The organism is Saccharococcus thermophilus (assembly GCF_011761475.1).
GTDB classification, from domain to species: domain Bacteria; phylum Bacillota; class Bacilli; order Bacillales; family Anoxybacillaceae; genus Saccharococcus; species Saccharococcus thermophilus.
Window position 1 is genome coordinate 987,288 of sequence record NZ_JAASRS010000001.1, and the last position, 21,701, is coordinate 1,008,988.

Sequence of the window (21,701 nt, forward strand, 5' to 3'; positions counted from 1 at the left end):
TCCTCCTTTTAATCCCTTAATGCCCGGCCGGTTAGATGCAAGAACACATCTTCCAATGTAGGGGTTTGGATTTCCACCGAAGTTAAAACGGTGTCAGTCTTTTCGGCTAACTTAAATAACATATTGAATACATTTACTTCTTTAGGAGTTAAAATGGTAATCGATCGATCTTGGACGGTTACACGGTTAATGATTGGTTCCGCGCGCAACGCGTCAATAAATGGCTCGTGAACCCTTTCTACTTTTATTTGAACGGTATTTTCGGATGATAAAATATTTTTGATTTCTTCTTTTGTACCAGATGCGATAATATTGCCTTTATCCATAATGTAAATCCGGTCACATAAAAATTCGACTTCTTCCATGTAATGGCTCGTATATAAAACGGTCATTTGTTTCTCTTGATTCAATCGTTTGACCGTTTCCAAAATATAATTTCTTGACTGAGGGTCAATACCGACAGTCGGTTCGTCCATAATAATAAATTCCGGTTCATGCAAAAGCGCGACTCCGATATTTAATCTTCTTTTCATTCCGCCAGAAAAATGTTTCACTAAATCGTTTTGCCGTTCAGTTAAACCAATTTGTTCCAATATTTCATCCACTTTCTTTTGTAAGCTCGCACCTGATAAGCGATACATTCTTCCGAAAAAATATAAATTTTCTTTTGCAGACAACTCAGTGTATAAAGCAATTTCCTGCGGAACCATTCCCAATACCTTTCTTAATTTCGTTGGGTTTTTGAGGACGCTCTCGTTGTTAAAGCGGACATCCCCGCTTGTGGGTGGAATTAAAGTAGAGACCATGGAAATCGTTGTGGATTTGCCAGCTCCGTTTGGACCTAACAATCCTACAATTTCTCCTCTTTCTAAAAATAAGTTAACGCCATTCACCGCTTTCATTTGTTTAAACTGTTTCGTTAATTCTACCGCTTCTAATATCATTCTCTCTCTCCTTCTTCTTTGATTTTCATGTTACGCTATTGCTTGGTAAAATCATACTATCGCAAGTCATTACTTCAAATAAAAAACATGACTTTAGTCATTTTTCATTCGTCTTTTGGGTTCATGAACCCATAAAAAAATGACCGTATGTTTCGGTCGGTATTATGAGGTAATATCATGTTTAATGGCATAAATGGCAAGCTGGGTGCGATCGCGCAGCTGAAGTTTTTGGAGGATTTGTGTAATATGATTTTTTACTGTTCCGACGGATAAATGAAGCTCTGCCGCAATTTCTTTGTTCGTTTTTCCTTCTCCTACTAATTTTGTAATGATGAGTTCACGAGGGGATAGAGGAATGTCAACATGGGCTTGTTTCGATTTTTGTAATAGTTTTGGCATCATTTTTGCCGCGACATCTTCATGGATGGTCATTCCGCCTTTCATACAGCTATATATCGCTTGAATCAGTTTTTGTTGTTCAGCTGTTTTCAATAAAAATCCATTGGCCCCATCTTTCAATGCCTGCACAGCATATTCATCATCATTGAAAGTAGTTAAAATTAAAATTTTGACATCCGGCCATCGCTCTTTCATTTTCCTTGTTGCTTCCAATCCGTTCATCACAGGCATGCGGATGTCCATAATAACGATATCGATAATATGTTGTTCCATTTCGTGCAGTGCTTCTAATCCATTTTCCGCTTCTGCGACGACTTTTAGTTGCGGATCCTGTTCAATCATCATTTTTAATCCTTGTCTGACAAGCGCTTGATCTTCTACAAGTAAAATGTTAAACACGATGACCCTCCTTTACTGGAATCGTTCCTTGAACAATAAATTCATCATCGGTTTGGAAAATGTGCAGAGTTCCTCCGGCTTCCTCTACACGTTCTTTCATGCTCGTTAAACCAAACCCCATTTGAAAAGGTTTCGGCTCAAAAATACGGTTTTTAATAGAAAAATGAATATCACCCACTGCTGATTTTCCTAATACGACAAATACTTCTCTTGAATGGGAATGCCTCATTGCATTTGTCAATGCTTCTTGAATGACGCGATATAGCACAACACTAAGTTGATTGGAAATTTTCGTAGATAGCACCCCTTGTTTCGTTGTAAAGTGAACCATAATATGACTTTCCGATTCTAATTTTCGAATCAATTGAAGCACAGAGGCAATTCCTTCATTTTCTTCTGTTTTTAACGCTTTTACGGCTTGTCTTGTTTCCTCTAAACTATCACGAACTAAACGTTTTAATTGCTCGTATTCTTGTTTCGGTTCTTTGATGGACAACATTTCTAGCTGCATAAGAAGGGCGGTTAATTTATGCCCTACGGAATCGTGAATTTCACGGGCAATTCTTGTTCGTTCTTCCAATCTTGCAGATCGTTCTGTTTCATAATGCAAACGTTTTAAACGCCGGTATTCTCCTAATAACTGTTCATAAATTTCTCGTTGCTCTTTTCTTTCCAACACATATTCGTTTAATAGAGCAGAGATGATCGAAAAAAGAATGAAAGCGATGAGCCATTCCATTTCTCCGCTTTTTAAGCCAATAATGATCATTGCTGAACACAGAAACGTAATGATGGTCAATAAGCGGAATTTTTTTATCGGCAGTTGAAAAATTGCTTCTAAATAAATGTATAAAAATAATAAAAGACTATACATACCCGTGGTGCTAGATAAAATCAGACAAGCATAAAAATAGCCCTTGCATGAGGATCTCCTTAAAATGAAAGTGCAACCAAACATCAAAAGGAGAAGTTCCCATGCAAGAGCACTTTCATTTTACAACAGATCGTGTCAAACTTCAAAAACAATATGCATCGATTTTGCTTTTTGTATCGGCTCAACTATCGAGTATCCAGATTCATCTTCAACGTCGAAATCGTCATTTGTTGAAACAGAAAGACGAAGTCATCATCACCATCCATGTCCTTGGAAAGTTGTTGGGCTTCACTTCCGAACGGGCTTGGCACCGGTTTGTGATTGGGAATTTGTTTCCCAAGGCCTTGTTCCCTGAGCGTTCTCGGTACAACCGTCGCTGCCGAGCGCTTAGCTTTGCGATCAAGTGGATTCGACACCAGTTGGCCAAGCGCGGGCAACACCATGCGTATGCGGTCGTGGACAGCTTGCCGATCGAGCTGTGTCATTCAGCTCGAATGCATCGCGTCAAACGATTCCGTGGAATTGCCGATATTGGCTATTGTGCTTCCAAAAGGATCACTTTCTATGGGTTGAAACTTCACCTGCAGGTCACCGACCAAGGGCTTCCGATGGGATATGTTGTCACCGAAGCGTCTTGTCACGACCGGGTGGCCGCTGAAACCGTCATGACGCAAATTCCACATCCGTATAACCTCGGTGACAAAGGGTATATCAGCCAAAAGCTGCAAAAGAAGCTGTACGAAGAGCACCGGGTCGCTTTTTGGACGCCCGTTCGAAAAAATCAGCGAATTCGCCAATCGGACGCATGGAAACAGTGGATGAAGCGAAAACGTAAAGTGGTGGAAACCGTGTTTTCGATTTTAGTCGATTCGTATCGGATCACCGAGATTCGAGCGAACTCGGTTTCTGGATTTGAAACGGCGCTGGATGGTATTTTACTGGCTTACTCCCTTGTTGTTCTTGGGCTAGTTGAGTGTTAAAACTCAACTAGCACCACGGGTTATACATATTTTTAGGAAGCGGATAACAAAATTCAGCTACTACAATCAAAAAATGAATGATTATATATAAGACAAGCGGCTCTTTCACAATAGAAAGTAAAAAATAACTTAAAATCGCAAGTGAGCTAATCAACCATAGAAGAGCAGGTTGATTTGAATGTTGGCTATGTTCATATAAGTACCCTGTCCATAAAACCGCAAACATAAGCGAGCGAAATATAAATAGTTTCACAACATCCCCATCCTGCATATTTAATTTATTTTTAAATTAATGGAGCAAAAAAAGGATGTCAATGGATTTTTAGGTAAAATATAGAGTTTATCATCATATGCTTGACCGTAACAAAAAAGCATGTAACATTGTATGTTCAACATAGCTATGAGGTTATAAAAAGGGATCTAAAACATCGCAAATAAAACAAACGCTTAATCACAAATTGTGGTAAAAAAGATGAAAATTATGCTTTTCACCACAAATGTACTTAACAGCCTCATTTATTTGTGCATAAGGGTACAAAAAAACGAAATTTCCTGCACATTTTTTACGTAAAAATCAAGTACATCTTTTGGTGATGAGCCAGTAGGTGGATGAACCGGAATATTCTTGCTATTTTTAAGGAAATAAGCTATTAATAGAGGTAACAAATTTGTCACCTTTTTCGTGATTGAGGTATAGGTGAGCGTATGGCTGCCTTCTTTCATCTTAACTAATAAAGATTAATGGGGTGACAAGTTTTTTGTGCTTTAGAAACTGGGTTATCATTCTATATCTACTTTTGAACATGTTCACTTTTATTGGGAGGGGAGAAAGTGATGAAAAAACTAATCAACAACCCAAATCAAGTCGTCAACGATATGTTAGAAGGAATGGTAGCGGCTTATCGCAATCGAGTGAGACGGCTGCCGGGTACAAATGTGATTGTAAGAAATGATGCTCCAGTAAAAGGAAAAGTCGGAATCGTAAGCGGCGGCGGCAGCGGACATGAACCGGCGCATGCGGGCTATGTCGGCAAAGGAATGTTAGATGCGGCGGTATGCGGGGAAGTGTTCACCTCACCGACACCTGACCAAGTGCTAGAGGCCATCAAAGCGGTCGATAGCGGGAAAGGCGTATTGCTTATTATCAAAAATTACACGGGAGACGTGATGAATTTTGAAATGGCCGCGGAGTTGGCCGAAGCAGAAGGAATTCGTGTTGCAAAAGTTATTGTAAATGACGACGTAGCGGTGGAAGACAGCACGTTTACGACAGGGCGGCGCGGCATCGCGGGAACGGTGTTCGTTCATAAAATCGCAGGGGCGCTGGCGGAACGCGGCGCATCGCTTGAAGAAATCGAGGCGGCGGCGAAAAAGGTGGTGCAAAACGTTCGCTCCATGGGGATGGCGCTTACTCCATGCACCGTGCCAGCAGCGGGAAAACCTGGCTTTGAACTTGGAGAAAACGAAATCGAAGTCGGCATCGGTATTCACGGCGAACCGGGAATTGAAAAAACAACGATCAAAACAGCGGATGAAATTGCGGAAACGTTGTTGAACAAAATTTTCGATGACATGAAACTAGAAAAAGGCGATCGCGTCGCGGTGATGATTAACGGGCTTGGCGCGACACCGTTGATGGAATTATATATTGTCAACAAGAAAGTTTCGGAGACGTTGGAAGAAAAACAAATTCACGTCCATGAAACATTTGTTGGAGAATATATGACCTCGCTGGAAATGGCCGGCTGTTCAATATCGCTATTCAAATTGGATGATTCCTTGATCGAATTGCTAGATGCGCCTGCGGATACGATTGCGTTGAAAAAATAAGGGTGAGAGGAGAAATTGTCATGGCGTTTGGCGTGGAACAGGCAAAACGATGGATAAGCATCGCAAACGATCACATTCAGCAACAAAAACAATATTTAACGGAGCTCGATCAAGCAATCGGCGATGGAGACCACGGGCTAAATATGGCGCGGGGATTTCAAGAAGTAGTTGAAAAAATTGCTTCTGCCAATTACGAAGATCTCGGCTCGCTTTTCAAAGATATAAGCATGACGCTAATCGCGAAAGTTGGAGGAGCTTCAGGACCGCTATACGGCACTGCCTTTTTAAAAATGTCGCTGGCGCTCGCGGGAAAAAAGGAAGCGGATGATAAGGAGCTGATCGCAGCGTTAGAAGCGGCGCTAGACGGAATCAAAGCGCGCGGAAAAGCAAACGTCGGCGAGAAAACGATGGTGGACGTATGGGAGCCGATCATGGAATTTTTGCGGGAGAAAGGAAGCATACAAGCGAAAGAAGCAGCGCTTCTCGCGAAAGAAAAAATGGAACATACAAAAGATCTCGAGGCGAAAAAAGGCCGCGCCGCTTATTTAGGAAAAAGATCGATCGGCCACATCGATCCAGGTTCGGCTTCTTCGTATTTATTGTTTGCCGCTTTAGCGGAAGCGCTCGAGGGATAAAGGAGAGATCATTCATGAAGTATGTCAGCCTTGTATTAATTTCGCACAGCGAAGAAATTGTAAACGGTTTAAAAAAACTATTAAATCAAGTCCAGCCCGATGTCAACATCGCAGTTGCGGGAGGGAATGACGGAGAGATCGGAACAAACGCTTTCCGCATCAAAGAAGCGATTGAATCCGTTTTTTCGGAAAACGGGGTTGTCATTCTGTTTGATTTAGGAAGCGCTTTGATGAACGCGGAATTGGCGATCGAGATGCTAGAAAAAACGGATCGTATCGCCATCGCTGATGCTCCGTTGGTGGAAGGAGCGTATATCGCCGCCGTGGAAGCGGGATTGGGAAAATCGCTTGATGAAGTCGTCCGCGCGTGCGAACAGGCGAAGCAGATGGTGAAAGTGGCACGTTCAGAGGCTGAATGAACGAACCATGGCAATAATGGAAAGCGAAAACGTGAAGAAACATTGATAGAAAAGCCCCGGAATCGAAATGATTTCCGGGGGCTTTTGTTTGTTTGGCCGCGAAAAAATTTTGCAGCAACTGGTGTGGCACAAGATAAGCCGCAGAGCTGGTTTTTATAAAAAAGCTAGACAATGTTTTTTACTGATACCGCTCCAACTGGGCGAAAAAGTCTTTCACAAACCGATAAAACACTTTGACTGACGGCGCCAGTTCATGATGGTCGGAGATGATAATGCCGACGTTTCGCTTGACTTGCGGCATTTCGATCGGCACTTTGACGGCAAAGCGCAATACCGTTTCATAGAAGGCGCTTTCCGGAAGCAGGGTGACGCCGATTCCCGCCGAGACAAGTCCTTTGATCGCATCCAAATCTTCTCCTTCTGACGAGATGACCGGGGAAAATCCGGCCTGATGGCAGGCATCGAGCACAATTTGATGCAAAATATACCCTTCTGGAAACGTGACGAACGGATCGTTGCGCAGCTCGTTTAATACTAAACTGCTTCGCTTGGCGAGCGGATGGGTGCTCGGCAGCAGCGCGGCAAACGGTTCCGAAAATAAAATTTCTCCTTTAATCCCCATTTCTCCAGTAGGAACAGGCCCGAGAAACGCCAAATCGATTTCCCGTTTTTTCACGGCATCGATTAAGTAGCGATAGGACCCTTGCCGCAGGTGGAACGCCACGTTTGGATGCTCTTCTTTAAAGGCGGAGATGACCATCGGCATCGTATGGCTCGCGAGGCTCGTCGGAAAACCGATTTTGATCGTTCCGCGCTCGGGATCCAAATATTCTTCGATTTGCTGCTTGGCGTATTCAATCGCTTTGAGCGCCGTCTCGACGTGCGGCAAAAAATGGCGGCCAACCGGGGTGAGTTTGACGTTTCGCCCTTCCCGCTCAAACAATTGGACGCCAAGTTCTGCTTCCAAATTTGCAATTTGCCGGCTGATGGCGGATTGGGCGACATGCAGCGCTTCCGCCGCTTCGGAAACGTGTTCTCGCTTCGCTACCTCCACGAAATATTGCAGCTGTCTCAGCTCCATTTTTCTCTCCCCTCCCTGCCATTTATCGCAAAATGAGATGGATTTAATCTCACATTTCGCACCCTCTCGACGAAAATCGGGAGGATTTTTTCGTTCCGATGTCGAATGAATCCTTGACACACAAGGAACGTAAAGGAGTTTTTCACTTATGAACGTTCAAGTCAAAAAGGTCTATCGCAATTCTTATTTGAATATAATAAGTGCCCTATTCAAGAAACTGGGTCTGCCTCAATTGATTGACCATCTCGTGCCCGTCGATCCGCAGTGCCAAACGCGAGTCAGCGATGCCGTTCAGGCCATCCTCTACAATGTGTTTGACGGCCGGCAAGCCCTTGTTCACTTGGAACATTGGGCTCAGGAGGTCGATTGTGAGAAACTCATCCGTCCCGATCTCCATCCTTCCTGGTTGAACGACGATGCGTTGGCCCGTCATCTCGATCGCCTGTATGAGGCTGGCATTCACAACGTCATCAGCACTTGCTTGATTCATATTTATCGAAAAGAAGGCCTTTCCCTCCGAGCCTTCCACGCCGATACGACGGACAAGACCGTTTACGGCGCGTATGAATCGGCCTCGTTAGAGGCCTTACAAATCACACATGGCTACAACCGCCATCATCGTTGGCAAAAACAGATCGGTTTCGGACTGGTCGGCAACGAGGACGGCATCCCGTTTTACGGCGATGTGCACGATGGCAACCTGCCCGATAAAACATGGAATCCCGAGGTGCTGTCTCGTGTCCATGAACAGCTGAAGCAGGCCAAAATCGAAGACGAATGGATTTACGTGGCCGATTCCGCCGCGATGACGAAAGAGACCCTGGCGCAAACCAAAGCGGCCAACGCCTTTTTGATCACCAGAGGCCCTTCGTCGCTCCGGATCGTGAAAACCGCGCTGGCCGAAGCGGATGCTGAGGACACGACGTGGAGCGATCCCTTTACGTTGGCGGAGAGAAACGGCGCCACGTACCGGGTATGGGAAACGGCCTCGACGTATGAAGGCCACCCCGTTCGGCTGATCGTTGTTGAATCGAGCGCGCTCGACCAGCGAAAAGGAAAGACGCTTGAAAAAGAACGAACCAAAGAAGCGGAGCTTCTTCGCGAGGAACAAGCCCGTTGGGAGCGTCACCCCTTCTCCTGCCGGGAAGATGCCGAACAAGCCTTGGCGTCCCTCAAGGCGTCCCTTCGCCCCCGGTTTCATCGGGTTGAGGCCGCGGTCGAAGAGATCGTACGCCTGAAAAAACGGCGCGGACGGCCGAAAAAAGGGGCGGAACCCGAGGTGGAGACGCTGTATTTCTTGCACCTTGACGTCGAATTCGACCAAGACGCGTGGGAACAGGCGAGACGGAAAGCGTCCCGGTTTGTCCTTGTCACGACCGTTCCGAAGGAATGGAAGGGCCAACCCATGGATGCCCAAGAGATCTTGAAGCTGTATAAAGGGCAGATCTCGGTGGAAATGAACTTCGCTTTTTTGAAAGATCCGTTTTTCACGGATGAGATTTACGTCAAAAAACCAGAACGGGTCGCAGTATTAGGCTATTTGTTTCTGTTGGCCTTGGCTATTTACCGCGTTTTTCAGCGCCGAGTGCGTCAGTTTATTACTCCAGAACACCCGTTGAAGGGTCCTGGAGGCCGCAAGCTGACCCGGCCGACGGGACAGGCGATTTTTCAGCTGTTTCAATATGTGAACGTCGTCCTGTTCAAGCTGCCGGATGGGCGCATCCAACGCTCACTGGATCGCTCCCTTACCCCTGATCAGCGAAGGATTCTGCAGGGATTGGGCATGGATGAGAGCATCTACGTGTAACGTGATACGGAACGACCAGCGATGGTAAAAAAAGGATTGCCATCGCTCGTTGTGTTGGTCAAAAAGTTATTCTGAAAAACTAAATAAAAAATCCTTTGTTTTGACCTTGTTAGGGTGCGAAATGTGAGGTGACAGTAGAAAAAGTGTGAAAAAAATCACTTTCAAAATCGTAAATTGTGGGTTATTATATTAATTGAGAAAAATAATCATTATTGCTGTTCGGTGAAAATCATTCTTAATCAAATAAGAAAAATGAAAAACACCATTTTATCCATTTTCTCACTTTACCATATTGTTAATTGAAAAAAAGAATCATTGTTGTTTGGGGGGACGGAAAAGATGGTTTTGACTGATCTTCAACAAGGGCAACAGGCCGTTATTACAAATCTAGCAGTAGCCAATGAAGTAGTGAGACAACGTCTTCTTCATATGGGGATGCATGAAGGAGAAAAAGTTTGCGTGAAATGCGTCATGCCGTTTGGCGGACCGGTCATGGTAGAGGTCGATGGGCAATACATTTGTCTGCGGCGGAAAGAGGCTGCTTGCATTGGGGTGAGATAATCGATGTCATCATATATTGCGTTATTCGGCAATCCTAATACGGGAAAAACTTCATTGTTTAATAATTTAACTGGCTCCTATGAATATGTTGGGAACTGGAGCGGAGTAACGGTAGAAAAAAAGGTTGGCGTATTGCGGCAGCACGGTGTTCCAATCGTCGACCTTCCAGGAATCTATTCGCTGCAGCCACTTTCCCGCGATGAAGGGGTGGCGACCGATTTTTTACTAACGGAACCTTGTTCCGCGATTGTCAACATTGTTGATGCTTCCCAGCTGCGGCGGAATTTGCATTTAACTGTGCAGCTTCTGGAGTTTGGCAAGCCGTTGATTGTCGCGTTAAATATGGTGGACGTAGCGGAAAAGCGTGGCGTCAAAGTCGATGCGGAAAAACTGTCGCGATGCATCGGCGCTCCTGTCGTTCCGGTGATTGCCCGCACTGGAAAAGGAACGAAAGAGCTCGTTCGCACGATTTTGTCCCTGTCTGAGCGAAGTAGGGAGCATGTTGCGATCGATTACGGCCAAGATGTAGAAACGGCCGTGCAAGAAATAGCCGAGCAGCTGCCTGACGATTTGCCGGCAGCGAAACGCTGGCTTGCGCTTCAGTTTTTAGAAGGAAATGAGCGTATTCACACCTATTTGCAGACGTATATGGACATCGCTCCTCTTATAGCGATTCGGGATGAGGCGCAGCAAACGCTCGGCCGTCCTTTAGCCGAACATATTTATGACGCGCGCGACAAGTGGATTGCGCATGCCATCGAGACATCAACGGTTATATTTCAGCAAAAATCGCTTACATTAACGGAGAAAATCGATGCCGTCGTCACCAATAAATATTTGGGTTTACCGATATTTCTAGCATTTATGTATATCATGTTTATGTTAACGTTTGACTGGCTTGGGTCGCCGCTTGCTGATTTGCTGGATCAATTTTTTTCCGGTCCGTTAACGGATTGGCTGTCTAAGCTGTTGACGCTTGCAGGGGCATCGCCGTTCATTCAAGCGATCGTATTGGATGGAATCGTCTCCGGGGTTGGCGGAGTGCTTGTCTTTGTGCCGCAAATTTTCATTCTCTTCTTTTTCATTTCGTTGTTAGAAGACTCCGGATATATGGCGCGCGTCGCCATGGTCATGGATCGGTTTATGGAGGCGATTGGCTTAAACGGGAAAGCGTTTATTCCGATGATCATCGGTTTTGGCTGCAACGTTCCGGGCGTCATGGCTGCGCGAACGATTGAGCAGCCAAAAGAGCGGCTGTTGACGATTTTGTTGCTGCCGTTTATGTCATGTTCGGCTCGCCTGCCGGTATATGCGTTGTTTGCCGGTACATTTTTCGCGAAAAACCAAGCAATTGTCGTGTTTTCGCTATATGTATTAGGAATTGTTGTCGCGCTTGGTCTTGCAAAACTGTTCTCTTCTACCTTATTAAAAAATGAAAGCTCCATTTTCGTGATTGAACTGCCGCCGTATCGAATGCCGCAACTATTGACGTTGTGGCGGAGCACATGGGACAAGGGAAAAGGATTTGTGCGGAAAGCTGGTACGTTTATTTTCGGAGGATCGGTTGCGATTTGGTTATTGACGTATGTTGGGCCAAAAGGAATTGGTGTTTCCATGGATGACAGTTTTCTCGCGGTGATAGGCGGTGTGATCGCGCCGATTTTGGCGCCGCTTGGCTTTGGAACATGGCAAGCCGGCGCGTCGTTGATAACGGGATTTTTAGCAAAAGAAATCGTTGTTTCGACGATGAATATCATTTATCATGCAAAAGATATGGACTTGCTGCAAGGGGCGATCACGCAACACTTTACGCCGCTATCGGCGCTTAGCTTTATGGTGTTTGTGCTCCTTTACATCCCATGTCTAGCTACAGTGGCGACGATTCGCAAAGAAGCTGGTTCAAGAAAATGGACGTTGATTTCCATTGGTTGTGCGCTGACGATTGCGTATATCATTTCTTTCGTTGTCTATCAAGGCGGAAGATGGTTTGGACTTTCATAATAAAATAAAAGGAAAAAGAGGCGACAAACAATGATTGCAAATATTTTGATTGGTGGCGTTATCTTTGGCTATGCGGGCTTTATGCTTGTCCGCCATATTAAAAAAAGCTCTAAAGGGAAATGCGCAAGCTGCTCCCTTGCCAAGAATTGCGAAGGTTCATGTGCTTCGACATACTCCTATAACCAAGAAAATCGCATCTGAGTGAGTGAACGAGGATTCTGCCCATTCCACTATGGGCGAGAATCCTTTTTCTATGGCTGTTCTTCTGTCGAAATTATATGCCGAAGCATAATCGGAAAATTTATCTAATAACCGTGAATTTTAGGGGAATTAGAAAAAAATTACTTCAATTAGTAAGAAAGTCCTATTTACATGGACGACAAAAATCGATATTAATGAAGATAGAAGGATAGTTTCGAAAAGGTTAAATATTCTGTCTAATGAATGATAGGAGAAAACATCATGGTATATGATGGGATTTTGTTATCGCTGGTGATCGGCTTTTTTCGCGGCGGAAGTTTAAAAGGCCTCGCCAATATGAAACTGCGTGGCGGCTGGTTGTTTCCATTATTGTTAGTAATACAAATCATTATTTTTGCGTTACAAAATAAAGTTAGCATCATTGAAAAATTAAGTAATAGTTTATTTCTTCTCATTTATATTATCGGTCTTATATTTCTTTGGCTCAATCGAAACCAGCCTGGATTTACCGTTATTTTTATGGGAGTGCTATTAAACTTTATCGTAATGGCACTCAATGGTGGAAGGATGCCGGTATCGGTCGAAGCGGCACAATTTCTTGGCCGCGAATACATAGACGCGCTAAAAGCGGGAACATACGGCAAACATCAAGCGATTACATCAGAAACATTGTTGCCGTTTCTAGGTGATATTATTCCGCTTTCACCGCCATATCCGCGCAGGCAAGTGATCAGCATTGGCGATGTCGTGATGAATGTTGGGGCGTTTTTATTTATCCAGCATCTAATGCTTAGTGCACCAAGTGAGAAAACATCTACCGCTCCTGCGAGTAGATAAATTATAATATTTATAAGGAGGCAAAAAGCATGAGTGTTAAAGCAAAACAAGTGCTTATTAATCTTTTTATTATTGGTTCTGTAATTGTGGCGTTGACGTCTGGAATGAAGTTAGTGTAGAAATAGGAGGAGAAGTAATTTTATAATTACTTCTCCTTGTTTTGCTATTAATTGAGTAATGAGTCGAGAGTGATTAAATATGTATAGACATTCCATATATACTAAATTATATATTTGGCTTATAATTTGGCTAGGGATAGCCGTTTATTTGTTACATGCAAAGCTTCCAGCAGCATCCTTAGATAATTGGGTTTTAATTTATGTATTGACATCGTCGGTTTTATTAGTCAATCATTTTCTAGTATATTTACCCCCAGAGGGAAACTCCATCTCAATGGATTCAGCCATTTATTTAGCATGTCTTTTTACGTTTGGATTACGTATAACTTTAATTATCTTGCTTTTAGCTAGCTTTATATATGCTTTATATAAACGTAAAATAGAGTTATGGAAGCATTTGTTTAACTTTTCAATGTACAGCTTGATGATTATAGGTTCTTATTATACATTCTTAGTTATTGGTGGGAAAATCGGTGTAATAAATATTTATGATATTTTTCCATATGTACTGTAGTTGAGCAATTTTAATTACAATAATTACCATGTAAAAGAGACAAACAGGGTACCCCTTATGCCACGTGGAGCTGTTTTTTCACGGTATCAATGGGAATATTTTGTTTCGCTGCACGGTAAATGAACTCCACGAGGCTATGTCCTTTTCTCTTGCGCAGAAGATCGAGCCCATCAGAAAAATCGCTGTTCGACTCGAACATGCTGTACACGTAAGCAAGCTGCACCAAGATCCAGTAGCGTTTCACCGCCCGACGTCCGCGAACGCGGTATCCATCGAGTTTCAGCTGGTCTTTCGCTTGACGGAAAAAACATTCGATCGACCAACGCTGGGCATAGTAGCGCAAGATCTCTTCATCGCTTAGATCCCGGTCGGTGCTCAAGACGCAGTGAAGATGTTCCGATGTCATCGGCTGATCGGCTTTCCAAGCGAGCAGCACCACGGCATCATCGAGACCTTTGAGAGAGCCTTCGTAGCGATAAACCCGATAACGCTCTTCTCCCACCGTGACGAGGTGAGTGTCTTTCGGTTCGATGTAGCGGGCAAACTCCCTCACCTGAACCGCAATGCCTTTTGGATAAAGAAGCCGATTGGCCTTGAGCATTGCGATTACGTGGAATCCCTTTTTCAGACAAGCTTCCACGAGCGTTTGCGATGGATACCAAGAGTCCATCAGCACATAAACAGGACGGTGTACATCCAAAGAAGAAAGCATCTCGATCGCGAGTTCCCCCTTGCTTTTCCCAGCCGCCTTGTCGTAGAGGCGGAACGCAAAGGGAAAAGCCTGGGTCATCGTATGAACCATGAGCCAAACGAGAGAATGTCCCCAGATCGACTTTTTCTCTGTGTGAGAATAGTGCCAATCACACCCTTGAATGGCGTGCGTTGCCTGTGACGAAGGCTTGGTTTTTTGGCAAATCGTATCATCGATCGAAACAAAAAGGGGTTGACTCTCCTGTTTGGCGATGCGTTCGACACGACGAAGCATCCACTGTTGAAGTTTGCGAAGCAGCGTCTCTTCATCCCAAGGGCTTTTCGTGAAAAAATGGCTGAGTGTCGTGCGGTGGTTCGGATGAAAGCTCCAATGATGAAGATCGGTCAATGTTCCCGCAAATCCTTTGGTGGTCAGCGCATCCACGATATGAACGAGATGCTTCATGACAGGTTTTGAAAAATAAAGGGCCAACCCCAACATCGTGAAAAACTTGTGGATTCCTTGATGATGTGCTAATCTATTCATGAGACATGAACCTCCTTGTGAATAGTTTTGGTGACACATCTATTCTAATCAAGGAATCGGGTTCATGTCTCTTTTTTTGTTTGGTTGTAAATTTATGTTAGCGAATTTGCTCATCTACAGTATGTATTTGCATTGTTAATATATTTTTTATTAAACATTTTTGTATTGTCATCCTATTTCATTGTTTCCTCAAAAATATTTAAGGGAGTATTGAACTTTGGACTTTTTAAGGAAGTTGCAATGACATACTGCATAACTCTAATTCTTTCTCTTGTCTTGTCTATTTTGTTACAGAAAGAAAAATATTTTGGTATATTTTTGTTTACTATTTTAGTTGTATTATTATCTATTGCATTTAGTAAGTTTCTTCATCTATATCAACAAATATCTAATCGTGCAAATAAAGATCATTTAACAGGACTGTATAATCACGGATTTTTTAAAGAAACGTTAAAGGAACAATTTCATGATGCGAAAAAATTAAAACAACCGTTTACTCTTGCTTTATTAGATTTGGACGATTTTAAAAAATATAACGACCGCAACGGTCATCTTCAGGGAGACAAGCTGCTTGAGTTTTTCGGTGAGTTGCTGAAAAAATCGACGGAGGATACAAATTTTATCGCCGCCCGTTACGGAGGCGAGGAGTTTGCGATTTTAATGCCAAATACAACGAAGGAAGAGGCGTATGTCTTTTTAGACCGGTTGCGAAAAAAGGTCAATGATACATACTTTTTCGGAGTGGAGCACATTCCTTACCGTTGTCTTTCTTTTTCCTGCGGGATTGCGGAAATGGAAAAAGGAATGTATGACAGCGGTGAGTTGATTCATAAAGCAGACCAAGCGCTTTATTATGCGAAAGCGCAAGGAAAAAACAATGTGCAAATCTACAAAGAGCACAACATCAGTCTTGATGAAATAAAGTTTAAACAAGATTTAGATACGCTGGAACAACAAGTAAAATTTTTTTTATCTAAAGACGTTTATACATATCGCCATAGCAAACGCGTCTTCAAATATGCGCTCGAATTTAGCGAACGGCTTGATTTAACGGATCATGAAAAACAAACGCTTATTTTAGGAGCATTAATCCATGATATTGGCAAAATTGAAGTCCCTCGGGATATTTTAAACAAAGAAGGGAAATTGGAAAAGCACGAATGGGAAATTGTCAAAAAGCACGTCACTTGGGGGAAAGAAATTATCGCTGCGGAAAAACAGTTTGATGATTTAATCCCGCTAGTGGAACTTCACCATGAGCGCTATGATGGAAAAGGATATCCGTACGGGCTGAAAGGGGAGGAAATTCCAAAACTGGCCCGCATTTTATGTATTATTGATTCGTTTGATGCGATGACGACGGAACGGCCGTATCAGCGCACAAAAACGTTTGAAGAGGCAGTATCCGAAATTATACATTGCGCAGGCACTCAGTTCGATCCTTTTTACGCGAAATTATTTACAGAGTTTGTTCAAGAAAAATACTTATCGCGTGTTCAAGAACAAGCGGAGGAATATCAAGATAACAAAGCTGTCCAACGATAAAGGGACGGCTTTTCTTTTTGTAAAAATGATTGAATTTGAATGTTTTTTGATGAAATTTGATTGATTTTGAAATATATTGATTGAAAATGATTGATTTTTAAAGCGCTTTGATGATGTATAAAAGTTTGTGTAAAGCATTTTGCTAGAACAAAAGAAAAAAGGTAGGGTATTCTCTGATTGGACCAAAAATCTTAGAGAAAGGAGTACCCTACCTATGTCTAAAAGAAGTATACCGAATGTCGACTGGGCAAATCAACTGGAAAGTGTCATTCGTCAGTTTGTGAAGGAAAAATTAGAGCTGATTATGCGGGAAGAAATCAAACATTTCCTCGAAATCGAACAGGCTGGAACGCCGAATATGAGAAACGGCTACTATCAGCGAAATCTAGATACGCAATATGGCCGGATTGAGGGTCTTTTGGTTCCAAGAGACCGAAACGGGGAATTTCAAACACAGTTGTTTGCCCCTTATCAACGCCACACCGGCTGGCTGGAGGAAGCCATCATTAGGATGTATCAAAGTGGCATGAGTACACGGGAAATTGGCAAGTTTATCGAACGAATTCTAGGAAATGCTTATTCTCCAGCGACGATCAGCCGTATTACCGATGTCGTGAAAGAAGACATCGAGAAATGGCACCATCGTCCACTATCCAAACGTTATTCTGTCTTATATTTGGACGGCTTGTACGTGAAACTTCGCCGCGATACGGTAGAGAAAGAAGTCATTTATGTGGTGTTAGGAGTGAATGAAGAAGGGTATCGAGAAATTCTGGATTTCTTCGTGGGAGGACAAGAAAGCGCCTATGGATGGCAGGAAATTCTTCAACACCTCTACCAAAGAGGCGTCAAGGAAGTGCTTCTTGGCGTCTTCGATGGCCTTCCGGGGCTGGAGGAAGCCTTTAAGGCGGTGTATCCGAAAGCCGATGTGCAGCGCTGTGTCGTGCACAAAGTCCGCAACACCCTCAGCCGTGTTCGGAAAAAAGACCAATTCGAAGTGGCCGAGGATCTCAAGCTGATTTATCGCGCGCCGAATAAGGAGATGGCGTTACAAATGTTTCAACAGTTTGAGTCGAAATGGTCCAGCAAATATCCAAGAGAAGTTCAATCTTGGGCCAATGAGTTGGATGTCCTCCTTACATTTATGGATTATCCAAGCAGTATTCGAAGTGTGATTTACACGACGAATGTCATCGAACGAACGATCAAAGAGATTCGGAAACGTCTAAAGCCGATGAACAGTTTGAGCAGTTTAGAAGCCGCGGAAAAAGTCGTGTATTTGACCATCCAAGATTTTAATGAGAAATGGGCAGGGCGAAAGTTAAGAGGATTTGCCGAAGCGCAGGAAGCCCTTCAACGAATGTTTGAAGAACGTTATTGTTAACCAAATATTGTAAATAAACAAAATAAGGGGATTCTCCCTTTCCACACAAGAGACTGAATATTCAGTCTCCTGTGTGGAGAAAATCAGTCCCCTATCAATTCAAATCCATTTCAGAGAAACCCTACCCCATTTACATTACACAAAATTCTTGACGGTACCAGCGCTTTCGTTTATGATAAAAGTACAAAGTGATCATTTCCGTCCGAGGAGGTAGAATGTTTGCTCACTGAGGAACGCCACCGTATTATATTAGAACTTCTCGCAGAAAAAGAAGTAGTCAAGCTGCAAGAGCTAGTGGAGGCGACCAATTCTTCCGAGTCCACCATTCGCCGTGATTTAACACAGCTGGAAAAAGAGAAAAAACTGCGGCGGATCCATGGCGGTGCCACGTTGCCTCATCAAAAACGGGAAGAGTTAAGCGTGTTGGAAAAATCGACAAAGCATATCGAAGAAAAGAAACGGATTGCCGAATACGCAGCAAGCCTTGTCCAGCACGGGGATTGCATTTATTTAGATGCGGGCACAACGACGTTCGAGATGATTCCGCACTTGCGCGGCAAAGATATCGTGGTTGTGACAAACGGGATGATGCATCTAGAACTGCTTTTAGAAAATGATATTGTGACTTATTTGCTTGGCGGTTTGTTGAAAAAGAAAACGAAAGCGCTCATCGGCCGCGGCGCGTTGCAGTCGTTGCAAAGCTACAGCTTTGACAAATGTTTTATCGGCGCCAACGGGGTTCACTATGAATACGGATATACGACGCCGGATCCGGAAGAGGCGATGGTGAAGCATACGGCGATGCGGCTGGCGCAAAAAGCGTATGTACTTGCCGATCATTCGAAGCTGAACGAAAGCACGTTTGCGAAAATTGCCGATTTGCATGAAGCAATACTGATTACTGATCAGTTGGATGAAGAGTGGCAAGAACTATACAAAGCAAAAACAGCAGTAGAGGTTGTGACAAAATGATTTACACATGTACGTTAAATCCATCTGTCGATTATATAGTGCAACTCGATGAACTTCGCGTGGGTGAATTAAACCGCGCAATGAAAACGTTGGCATTCCCTGGCGGAAAAGGAATTAACGTGTCGCGGGTATTGAAACGGCTCGGTGTCGACAGCACCGCGCTTGGCTTTATCGGCGGCTTTACCGGCGAGTTTATCGAAAAAGAGCTTGGCAAAGAAAACATTGTGTGCGATTTTGTGAAAGTTCCGGGAAATACGCGAATTAATGTGAAATTGAAAGCGGGTCTAGAAACGGAAATTAATGGCCAAGGACCAACAGTAAAGGCGGAGCACGAAGCGCAGCTTCTTGAAAAAATCCGCTCCCTGACGGGGAATGATATCATTGTTTTGGCAGGGAGTGTGCCGTCTTCCATGCCTTCAGACGTTTATGAGAAAATTTGCGATGAGGCAAAAAAACGGAATGCAAAAGTGGTTGTGGATACAAGCGGACCGGCATTGAAAGCGCTGCTTGCGCACAAGCCGTTTTTCGCCAAGCCAAATCATAAAGAATTAGCCGAGCTATTTGGGACAAGATTTCAAGCTAAAGAGGAAATCATCGCTTACGGCCGCAGGCTTGTCGAAATGGGCGTTGAAAATGTAATCGTATCGATGGCCGGCAATGGCGCGTTCTACTTTAATCGCGAAGTGACGCTGTTTGCCAAAGCGCCGCAAGGAACGGTGAAAAACTCCGTCGGTGCGGGCGATTCGCTGGTCGCTGGTTTTCTTGCTGCGTATGTGAGCGGGAAAACGATCGATGAGGCGTTTGCTTACGGCGTCGCATCCGGAAGCGCAACGGCGTTTTCTGAAGATTTATGTTCGAAAGAGGATGTGGAACAGTTGGTCAATGCCGTTAAAGTTACGCGTGTTGCATCGTGACGATAGATTGATAGATAGGGGGATTATTTGGATGAAAATCACGGATTTGCTCACAAAAGAGACGATGATTCTTCAGCTTCAAGCGAACACAAAAGAGGAAGTGATTGAGGAACTTGTCGCAAAATTACAGGAAGCGGGAGTATTAGCGGATGCCCAAGCATTTAAAGAAGCGATTTGGGCTCGGGAAGCGCAAAGCACGACAGGCGTCGGCGACGGCATTGCCATTCCGCACGCCAAAACTGCTGTGGTAAAACGGCCGGCAGTTGCGTTTGGGCGCTCCAAAACCGGCATTGATTATGACGCATTGGACGGAAAACCAAGCCATTTGTTTTTTATGATCGCGGCGCCAGAAGGAGCGAACAACACGCATTTAGAAGCGCTTGCCCGCTTATCGTCGATGCTGATGGATGCGTCTTTTCGCGCACAACTTGAAAGCGCTTCAGACGAAGAAGAAGTGTTTCGCCTAATCGCGGAAAAAGAAGGAGAGGAGAAAACGGAAAAGACGGCGGCTTCGGCAGCGAAGCGCCCGAAAGTCGTCGCGGTTACCGCGTGTCCAACGGGAATAGCCCATACGTATATGGCAGCTGATGCGTTAAAAGCGAAAGCGGCCGAAATGAACGTCGACATCAAAGTGGAAACAAATGGTTCTAGCGGTGTGAAAAACAAATTAACAAAACAAGATATTGAGGAAGCGGTAGCGGTCATTGTAGCGGCGGACAAGCAGGTCGAAATGGAGCGGTTTAACGGAAAGCATGTTATTCAAGTGCCTGTGGCGCAGGCGATCCGCAAGCCGAAAGAACTGATTGACCAAGCTCTCCGCCAGGAAGCGCCGATTTACCAAGGAAGCGGCGTCAAAGAAACGATAGGGCAAGGGAAGCCTCGTACCGGATTTTATAAACATTTAATGAACGGCGTTTCCAACATGCTGCCGTTTGTCGTTGGCGGTGGGATTTTAATTGCGATTTCGTTTATTTTTGGCATTAAGGCATTCGACCCGAAAGACCCATCGTATCATCCAATCGCCAAAGCGTTGATGGATATCGGCGGCGGCAATGCTTTCGCCTTAATGATTCCGGTGCTTGCCGGATTTATCGCGATGAGCATTGCCGATCGTCCGGGGTTCGCGCCGGGAATGGTCGGCGGCTTTATGGCGGCTAACGGCGGAGCGGGATTTTTAGGCGGATTAATTGCCGGATTTCTTGCGGGTTATTTAGTCGTTGGCTTGAAAAAGCTATTCAGCCGTCTGCCGCAGTCGCTCGAAGGAATTAAACCGGTCTTGCTTTATCCGCTGTTTGGCATTTTTATTACCGGAATGATTATGATGTATGTCGTTATCGATCCTGTCAAGGCGCTGAACGAAGGATTAAAACATTGGCTTGAACATATGGGAACGGCGAACTTGGTATTGCTCGGTGCGATTCTTGGCGGCATGATGGCGGTCGATATGGGCGGTCCGATTAATAAAGCGGCGTTTACGTTCGGCCTCGCTATGATCGACGCCGGCAACTATGCGCCGCATGCGGCGATTATGGCGGGCGGAATGGTGCCACCGCTAGGGCTCGCGCTGGCGACGACCTTCTTTAAAAAGAAATTCACAAAAGCAGAACGGGAAGCAGGAAAAACGTGCTACATCATGGGAGCGACTTTTATTACGGAAGGCGCGATTCCGTTTGCGGCAGCCGACCCGGTGCGGGTAATCCCGTCTATTATTGTCGGTTCCGCGGTGGCTGGAGCGTTGACGATGTTGTTTCACATCGGTCTTCCGGCGCCGCACGGCGGAATTTTCGTCATCCCGATCGTAAAAGGCAGCTCTTGGTTATATGTATTGGCGATTTTGATCGGCTCGCTTGTCACGGCGCTGATGGTCGGATTGTGGAAGAAAGAAGTGGAAGAATAACGAAAGGAAATCTGGAGCGGTTGGTTGCCGCTCCAGTTTTCTTATCAAACTTTCGTCAACTACCCGCCACTTAAAGCCTAGAGGCTTTTGAAGTGGGGGGTTGTAACTACCCGGAAGTGCAAGCGGTTCTTATAAACCTCCTTCCTTGACT

At 44.4% G+C, this 21,701-nt stretch carries 18 protein-coding genes and 1 pseudogene; 14 read left to right on the forward strand and 5 right to left on the reverse strand.

Annotated elements, in window-relative coordinates:
* Positions 1-8: 8 nt before the first annotated feature.
* The 3 genes from BDD39_RS05105 to BDD39_RS05115 form a co-directional block, all read right to left on the reverse strand.
* Positions 9-944, reverse strand: a complete 936-nt coding sequence (locus BDD39_RS05105; protein ID WP_166908724.1) for an ABC transporter ATP-binding protein — start codon at positions 942-944, stop codon at positions 9-11.
* Between the two features lie 162 nt (positions 945-1,106).
* Entirely contained in the window at positions 1,107-1,742 is a 636-nt protein-coding gene (locus BDD39_RS05110; RefSeq protein WP_166908725.1) for a response regulator, read from the reverse strand.
* Positions 1,735-2,616, reverse strand: coding sequence for a sensor histidine kinase (locus BDD39_RS05115; RefSeq protein ID WP_243845991.1), 882 nt, complete (start codon positions 2,614-2,616; stop codon positions 1,735-1,737). Before BDD39_RS05115 ends, BDD39_RS05110 begins: the two co-directional genes overlap by 8 nt.
* Before the next feature lie 101 nt (positions 2,617-2,717).
* Here BDD39_RS05115 and BDD39_RS05120 point away from each other — a divergent pair, with 101 nt between their 5' ends.
* From BDD39_RS05120 to dhaM, 4 genes are all read left to right on the forward strand, one after another.
* Positions 2,718-3,596, forward strand: a complete 879-nt coding sequence (locus tag BDD39_RS05120) for an IS982 family transposase (RefSeq protein WP_166907142.1) — start codon at positions 2,718-2,720, stop codon at positions 3,594-3,596.
* Positions 3,597-4,430: 834 nt separating this feature from the next.
* Positions 4,431-5,426, forward strand: coding sequence for a dihydroxyacetone kinase subunit DhaK (gene dhaK, locus BDD39_RS05130; protein WP_166908727.1), 996 nt, complete (start codon positions 4,431-4,433; stop codon positions 5,424-5,426).
* A 20-nt stretch (positions 5,427-5,446) separates the two neighbouring features.
* Positions 5,447-6,061 carry a dihydroxyacetone kinase subunit DhaL gene (dhaL, locus tag BDD39_RS05135; RefSeq protein WP_166908729.1) on the forward strand — a complete coding sequence of 205 codons (615 nt, stop codon included), beginning with the start codon at positions 5,447-5,449 and terminating at the stop codon, positions 6,059-6,061.
* Between the two features lie 14 nt (positions 6,062-6,075).
* Complete coding sequence (gene dhaM, locus BDD39_RS05140; protein WP_166908730.1) at positions 6,076-6,480, forward strand: dihydroxyacetone kinase phosphoryl donor subunit DhaM; 405 nt, start codon at positions 6,076-6,078, stop codon at positions 6,478-6,480.
* A 178-nt stretch (positions 6,481-6,658) separates the two neighbouring features.
* On the opposite strand, the gene gltC is transcribed toward dhaM, so the two are convergent.
* The gene (gene gltC / locus BDD39_RS05145) at positions 6,659-7,561 is read right to left on the reverse strand and encodes a glutamate biosynthesis transcriptional regulator GltC (protein WP_166908733.1); all 903 of its coding nucleotides are present in this window, start codon (positions 7,559-7,561) and stop codon (positions 6,659-6,661) included.
* Between the two features lie 148 nt (positions 7,562-7,709).
* Here gltC and BDD39_RS05150 point away from each other — a divergent pair, with 148 nt between their 5' ends.
* The 5 genes from BDD39_RS05150 (at position 7,710) to BDD39_RS05170 (ending at position 12,968) form a co-directional block, all read left to right on the forward strand.
* On the forward strand, positions 7,710-9,368 hold the full coding sequence (locus BDD39_RS05150) for an IS1634 family transposase (RefSeq protein WP_015863777.1): 1,659 nt from the start codon (positions 7,710-7,712) through the stop codon (positions 9,366-9,368).
* 339 nt (positions 9,369-9,707) lie between these two features.
* Complete coding sequence (locus BDD39_RS05155; protein WP_043904503.1) at positions 9,708-9,929, forward strand: FeoA family protein; 222 nt, start codon at positions 9,708-9,710, stop codon at positions 9,927-9,929.
* A 3-nt stretch (positions 9,930-9,932) separates the two neighbouring features.
* Entirely contained in the window at positions 9,933-11,930 is a 1,998-nt protein-coding gene (gene feoB, locus BDD39_RS05160) for a ferrous iron transport protein B (protein ID WP_166908735.1), read from the forward strand.
* 30 nt (positions 11,931-11,960) lie between these two features.
* Entirely contained in the window at positions 11,961-12,131 is a 171-nt protein-coding gene (locus tag BDD39_RS05165; RefSeq protein WP_166908737.1) for a FeoB-associated Cys-rich membrane protein, read from the forward strand.
* Positions 12,132-12,392: 261 nt separating this feature from the next.
* Complete coding sequence (locus BDD39_RS05170; protein ID WP_166908739.1) at positions 12,393-12,968, forward strand: DUF5317 domain-containing protein; 576 nt, start codon at positions 12,393-12,395, stop codon at positions 12,966-12,968.
* A 688-nt stretch (positions 12,969-13,656) separates the two neighbouring features.
* Here the strand turns inward: BDD39_RS05170 and BDD39_RS05175 are convergent.
* Positions 13,657-14,838, reverse strand: a complete 1,182-nt coding sequence (locus BDD39_RS05175) for an IS701 family transposase (protein ID WP_166907872.1) — start codon at positions 14,836-14,838, stop codon at positions 13,657-13,659.
* Positions 14,839-14,970: 132 nt separating this feature from the next.
* Between BDD39_RS05175 and BDD39_RS05180 the strand changes: the two are divergent.
* The 5 genes and pseudogenes from BDD39_RS05180 to BDD39_RS05200 form a co-directional block, all read left to right on the forward strand.
* Positions 14,971-16,383 (forward strand): annotated as a pseudogene (locus tag BDD39_RS05180) (diguanylate cyclase); the annotation flags it as partial.
* Between the two features lie 214 nt (positions 16,384-16,597).
* On the forward strand, positions 16,598-17,767 hold the full coding sequence (locus BDD39_RS05185; protein WP_166907073.1) for an IS256 family transposase: 1,170 nt from the start codon (positions 16,598-16,600) through the stop codon (positions 17,765-17,767).
* A gap of 219 nt (positions 17,768-17,986) precedes the next feature.
* Entirely contained in the window at positions 17,987-18,739 is a 753-nt protein-coding gene (locus tag BDD39_RS05190; RefSeq protein WP_166908741.1) for a DeoR/GlpR family DNA-binding transcription regulator, read from the forward strand.
* Complete coding sequence (gene pfkB / locus BDD39_RS05195; RefSeq protein WP_166908743.1) at positions 18,736-19,653, forward strand: 1-phosphofructokinase; 918 nt, start codon at positions 18,736-18,738, stop codon at positions 19,651-19,653. The genes BDD39_RS05190 and pfkB overlap by 4 nt, the downstream gene beginning before the upstream one ends.
* A gap of 31 nt (positions 19,654-19,684) precedes the next feature.
* Positions 19,685-21,550 carry a PTS fructose transporter subunit IIABC gene (locus BDD39_RS05200; protein ID WP_166908745.1) on the forward strand — a complete coding sequence of 622 codons (1,866 nt, stop codon included), beginning with the start codon at positions 19,685-19,687 and terminating at the stop codon, positions 21,548-21,550.
* Positions 21,551-21,701: the final 151 nt, after the last annotated feature.

What these genes read in the sequence shown, in the direction of transcription:
- gltC (WP_166908733.1), bottom strand. Translation starts at nt 7,561, where the DNA reads ATGGAGCTGAGACAGCTGCAATATTTCGTGGAGGTAGCGAAGCGAGAA.
- BDD39_RS05175 (WP_166907872.1), bottom strand. Translation starts at nt 14,838, where the DNA reads ATGAATAGATTAGCACATCATCAAGGAATCCACAAGTTTTTCACGATG.
- BDD39_RS05105 (WP_166908724.1), bottom strand. Translation starts at nt 944, where the DNA reads ATGATATTAGAAGCGGTAGAATTAACGAAACAGTTTAAACAAATGAAA.
- dhaL (WP_166908729.1), top strand. Translation starts at nt 5,447, where the DNA reads ATGGCGTTTGGCGTGGAACAGGCAAAACGATGGATAAGCATCGCAAAC.
- BDD39_RS05150 (WP_015863777.1), top strand. Translation starts at nt 7,710, where the DNA reads ATGAACGTTCAAGTCAAAAAGGTCTATCGCAATTCTTATTTGAATATA.
- BDD39_RS05120 (WP_166907142.1), top strand. Translation starts at nt 2,718, where the DNA reads ATGCAAGAGCACTTTCATTTTACAACAGATCGTGTCAAACTTCAAAAA.
- dhaM (WP_166908730.1), top strand. Translation starts at nt 6,076, where the DNA reads ATGAAGTATGTCAGCCTTGTATTAATTTCGCACAGCGAAGAAATTGTA.
- dhaK (WP_166908727.1), top strand. Translation starts at nt 4,431, where the DNA reads ATGAAAAAACTAATCAACAACCCAAATCAAGTCGTCAACGATATGTTA.
- BDD39_RS05165 (WP_166908737.1), top strand. Translation starts at nt 11,961, where the DNA reads ATGATTGCAAATATTTTGATTGGTGGCGTTATCTTTGGCTATGCGGGC.
- BDD39_RS05185 (WP_166907073.1), top strand. Translation starts at nt 16,598, where the DNA reads ATGTCTAAAAGAAGTATACCGAATGTCGACTGGGCAAATCAACTGGAA.
- feoB (WP_166908735.1), top strand. Translation starts at nt 9,933, where the DNA reads ATGTCATCATATATTGCGTTATTCGGCAATCCTAATACGGGAAAAACT.
- BDD39_RS05115 (WP_243845991.1), bottom strand. Translation starts at nt 2,616, where the DNA reads ATGTATAGTCTTTTATTATTTTTATACATTTATTTAGAAGCAATTTTT.
- BDD39_RS05170 (WP_166908739.1), top strand. Translation starts at nt 12,393, where the DNA reads ATGGTATATGATGGGATTTTGTTATCGCTGGTGATCGGCTTTTTTCGC.
- pfkB (WP_166908743.1), top strand. Translation starts at nt 18,736, where the DNA reads ATGATTTACACATGTACGTTAAATCCATCTGTCGATTATATAGTGCAA.
- BDD39_RS05200 (WP_166908745.1), top strand. Translation starts at nt 19,685, where the DNA reads ATGAAAATCACGGATTTGCTCACAAAAGAGACGATGATTCTTCAGCTT.
- BDD39_RS05155 (WP_043904503.1), top strand. Translation starts at nt 9,708, where the DNA reads ATGGTTTTGACTGATCTTCAACAAGGGCAACAGGCCGTTATTACAAAT.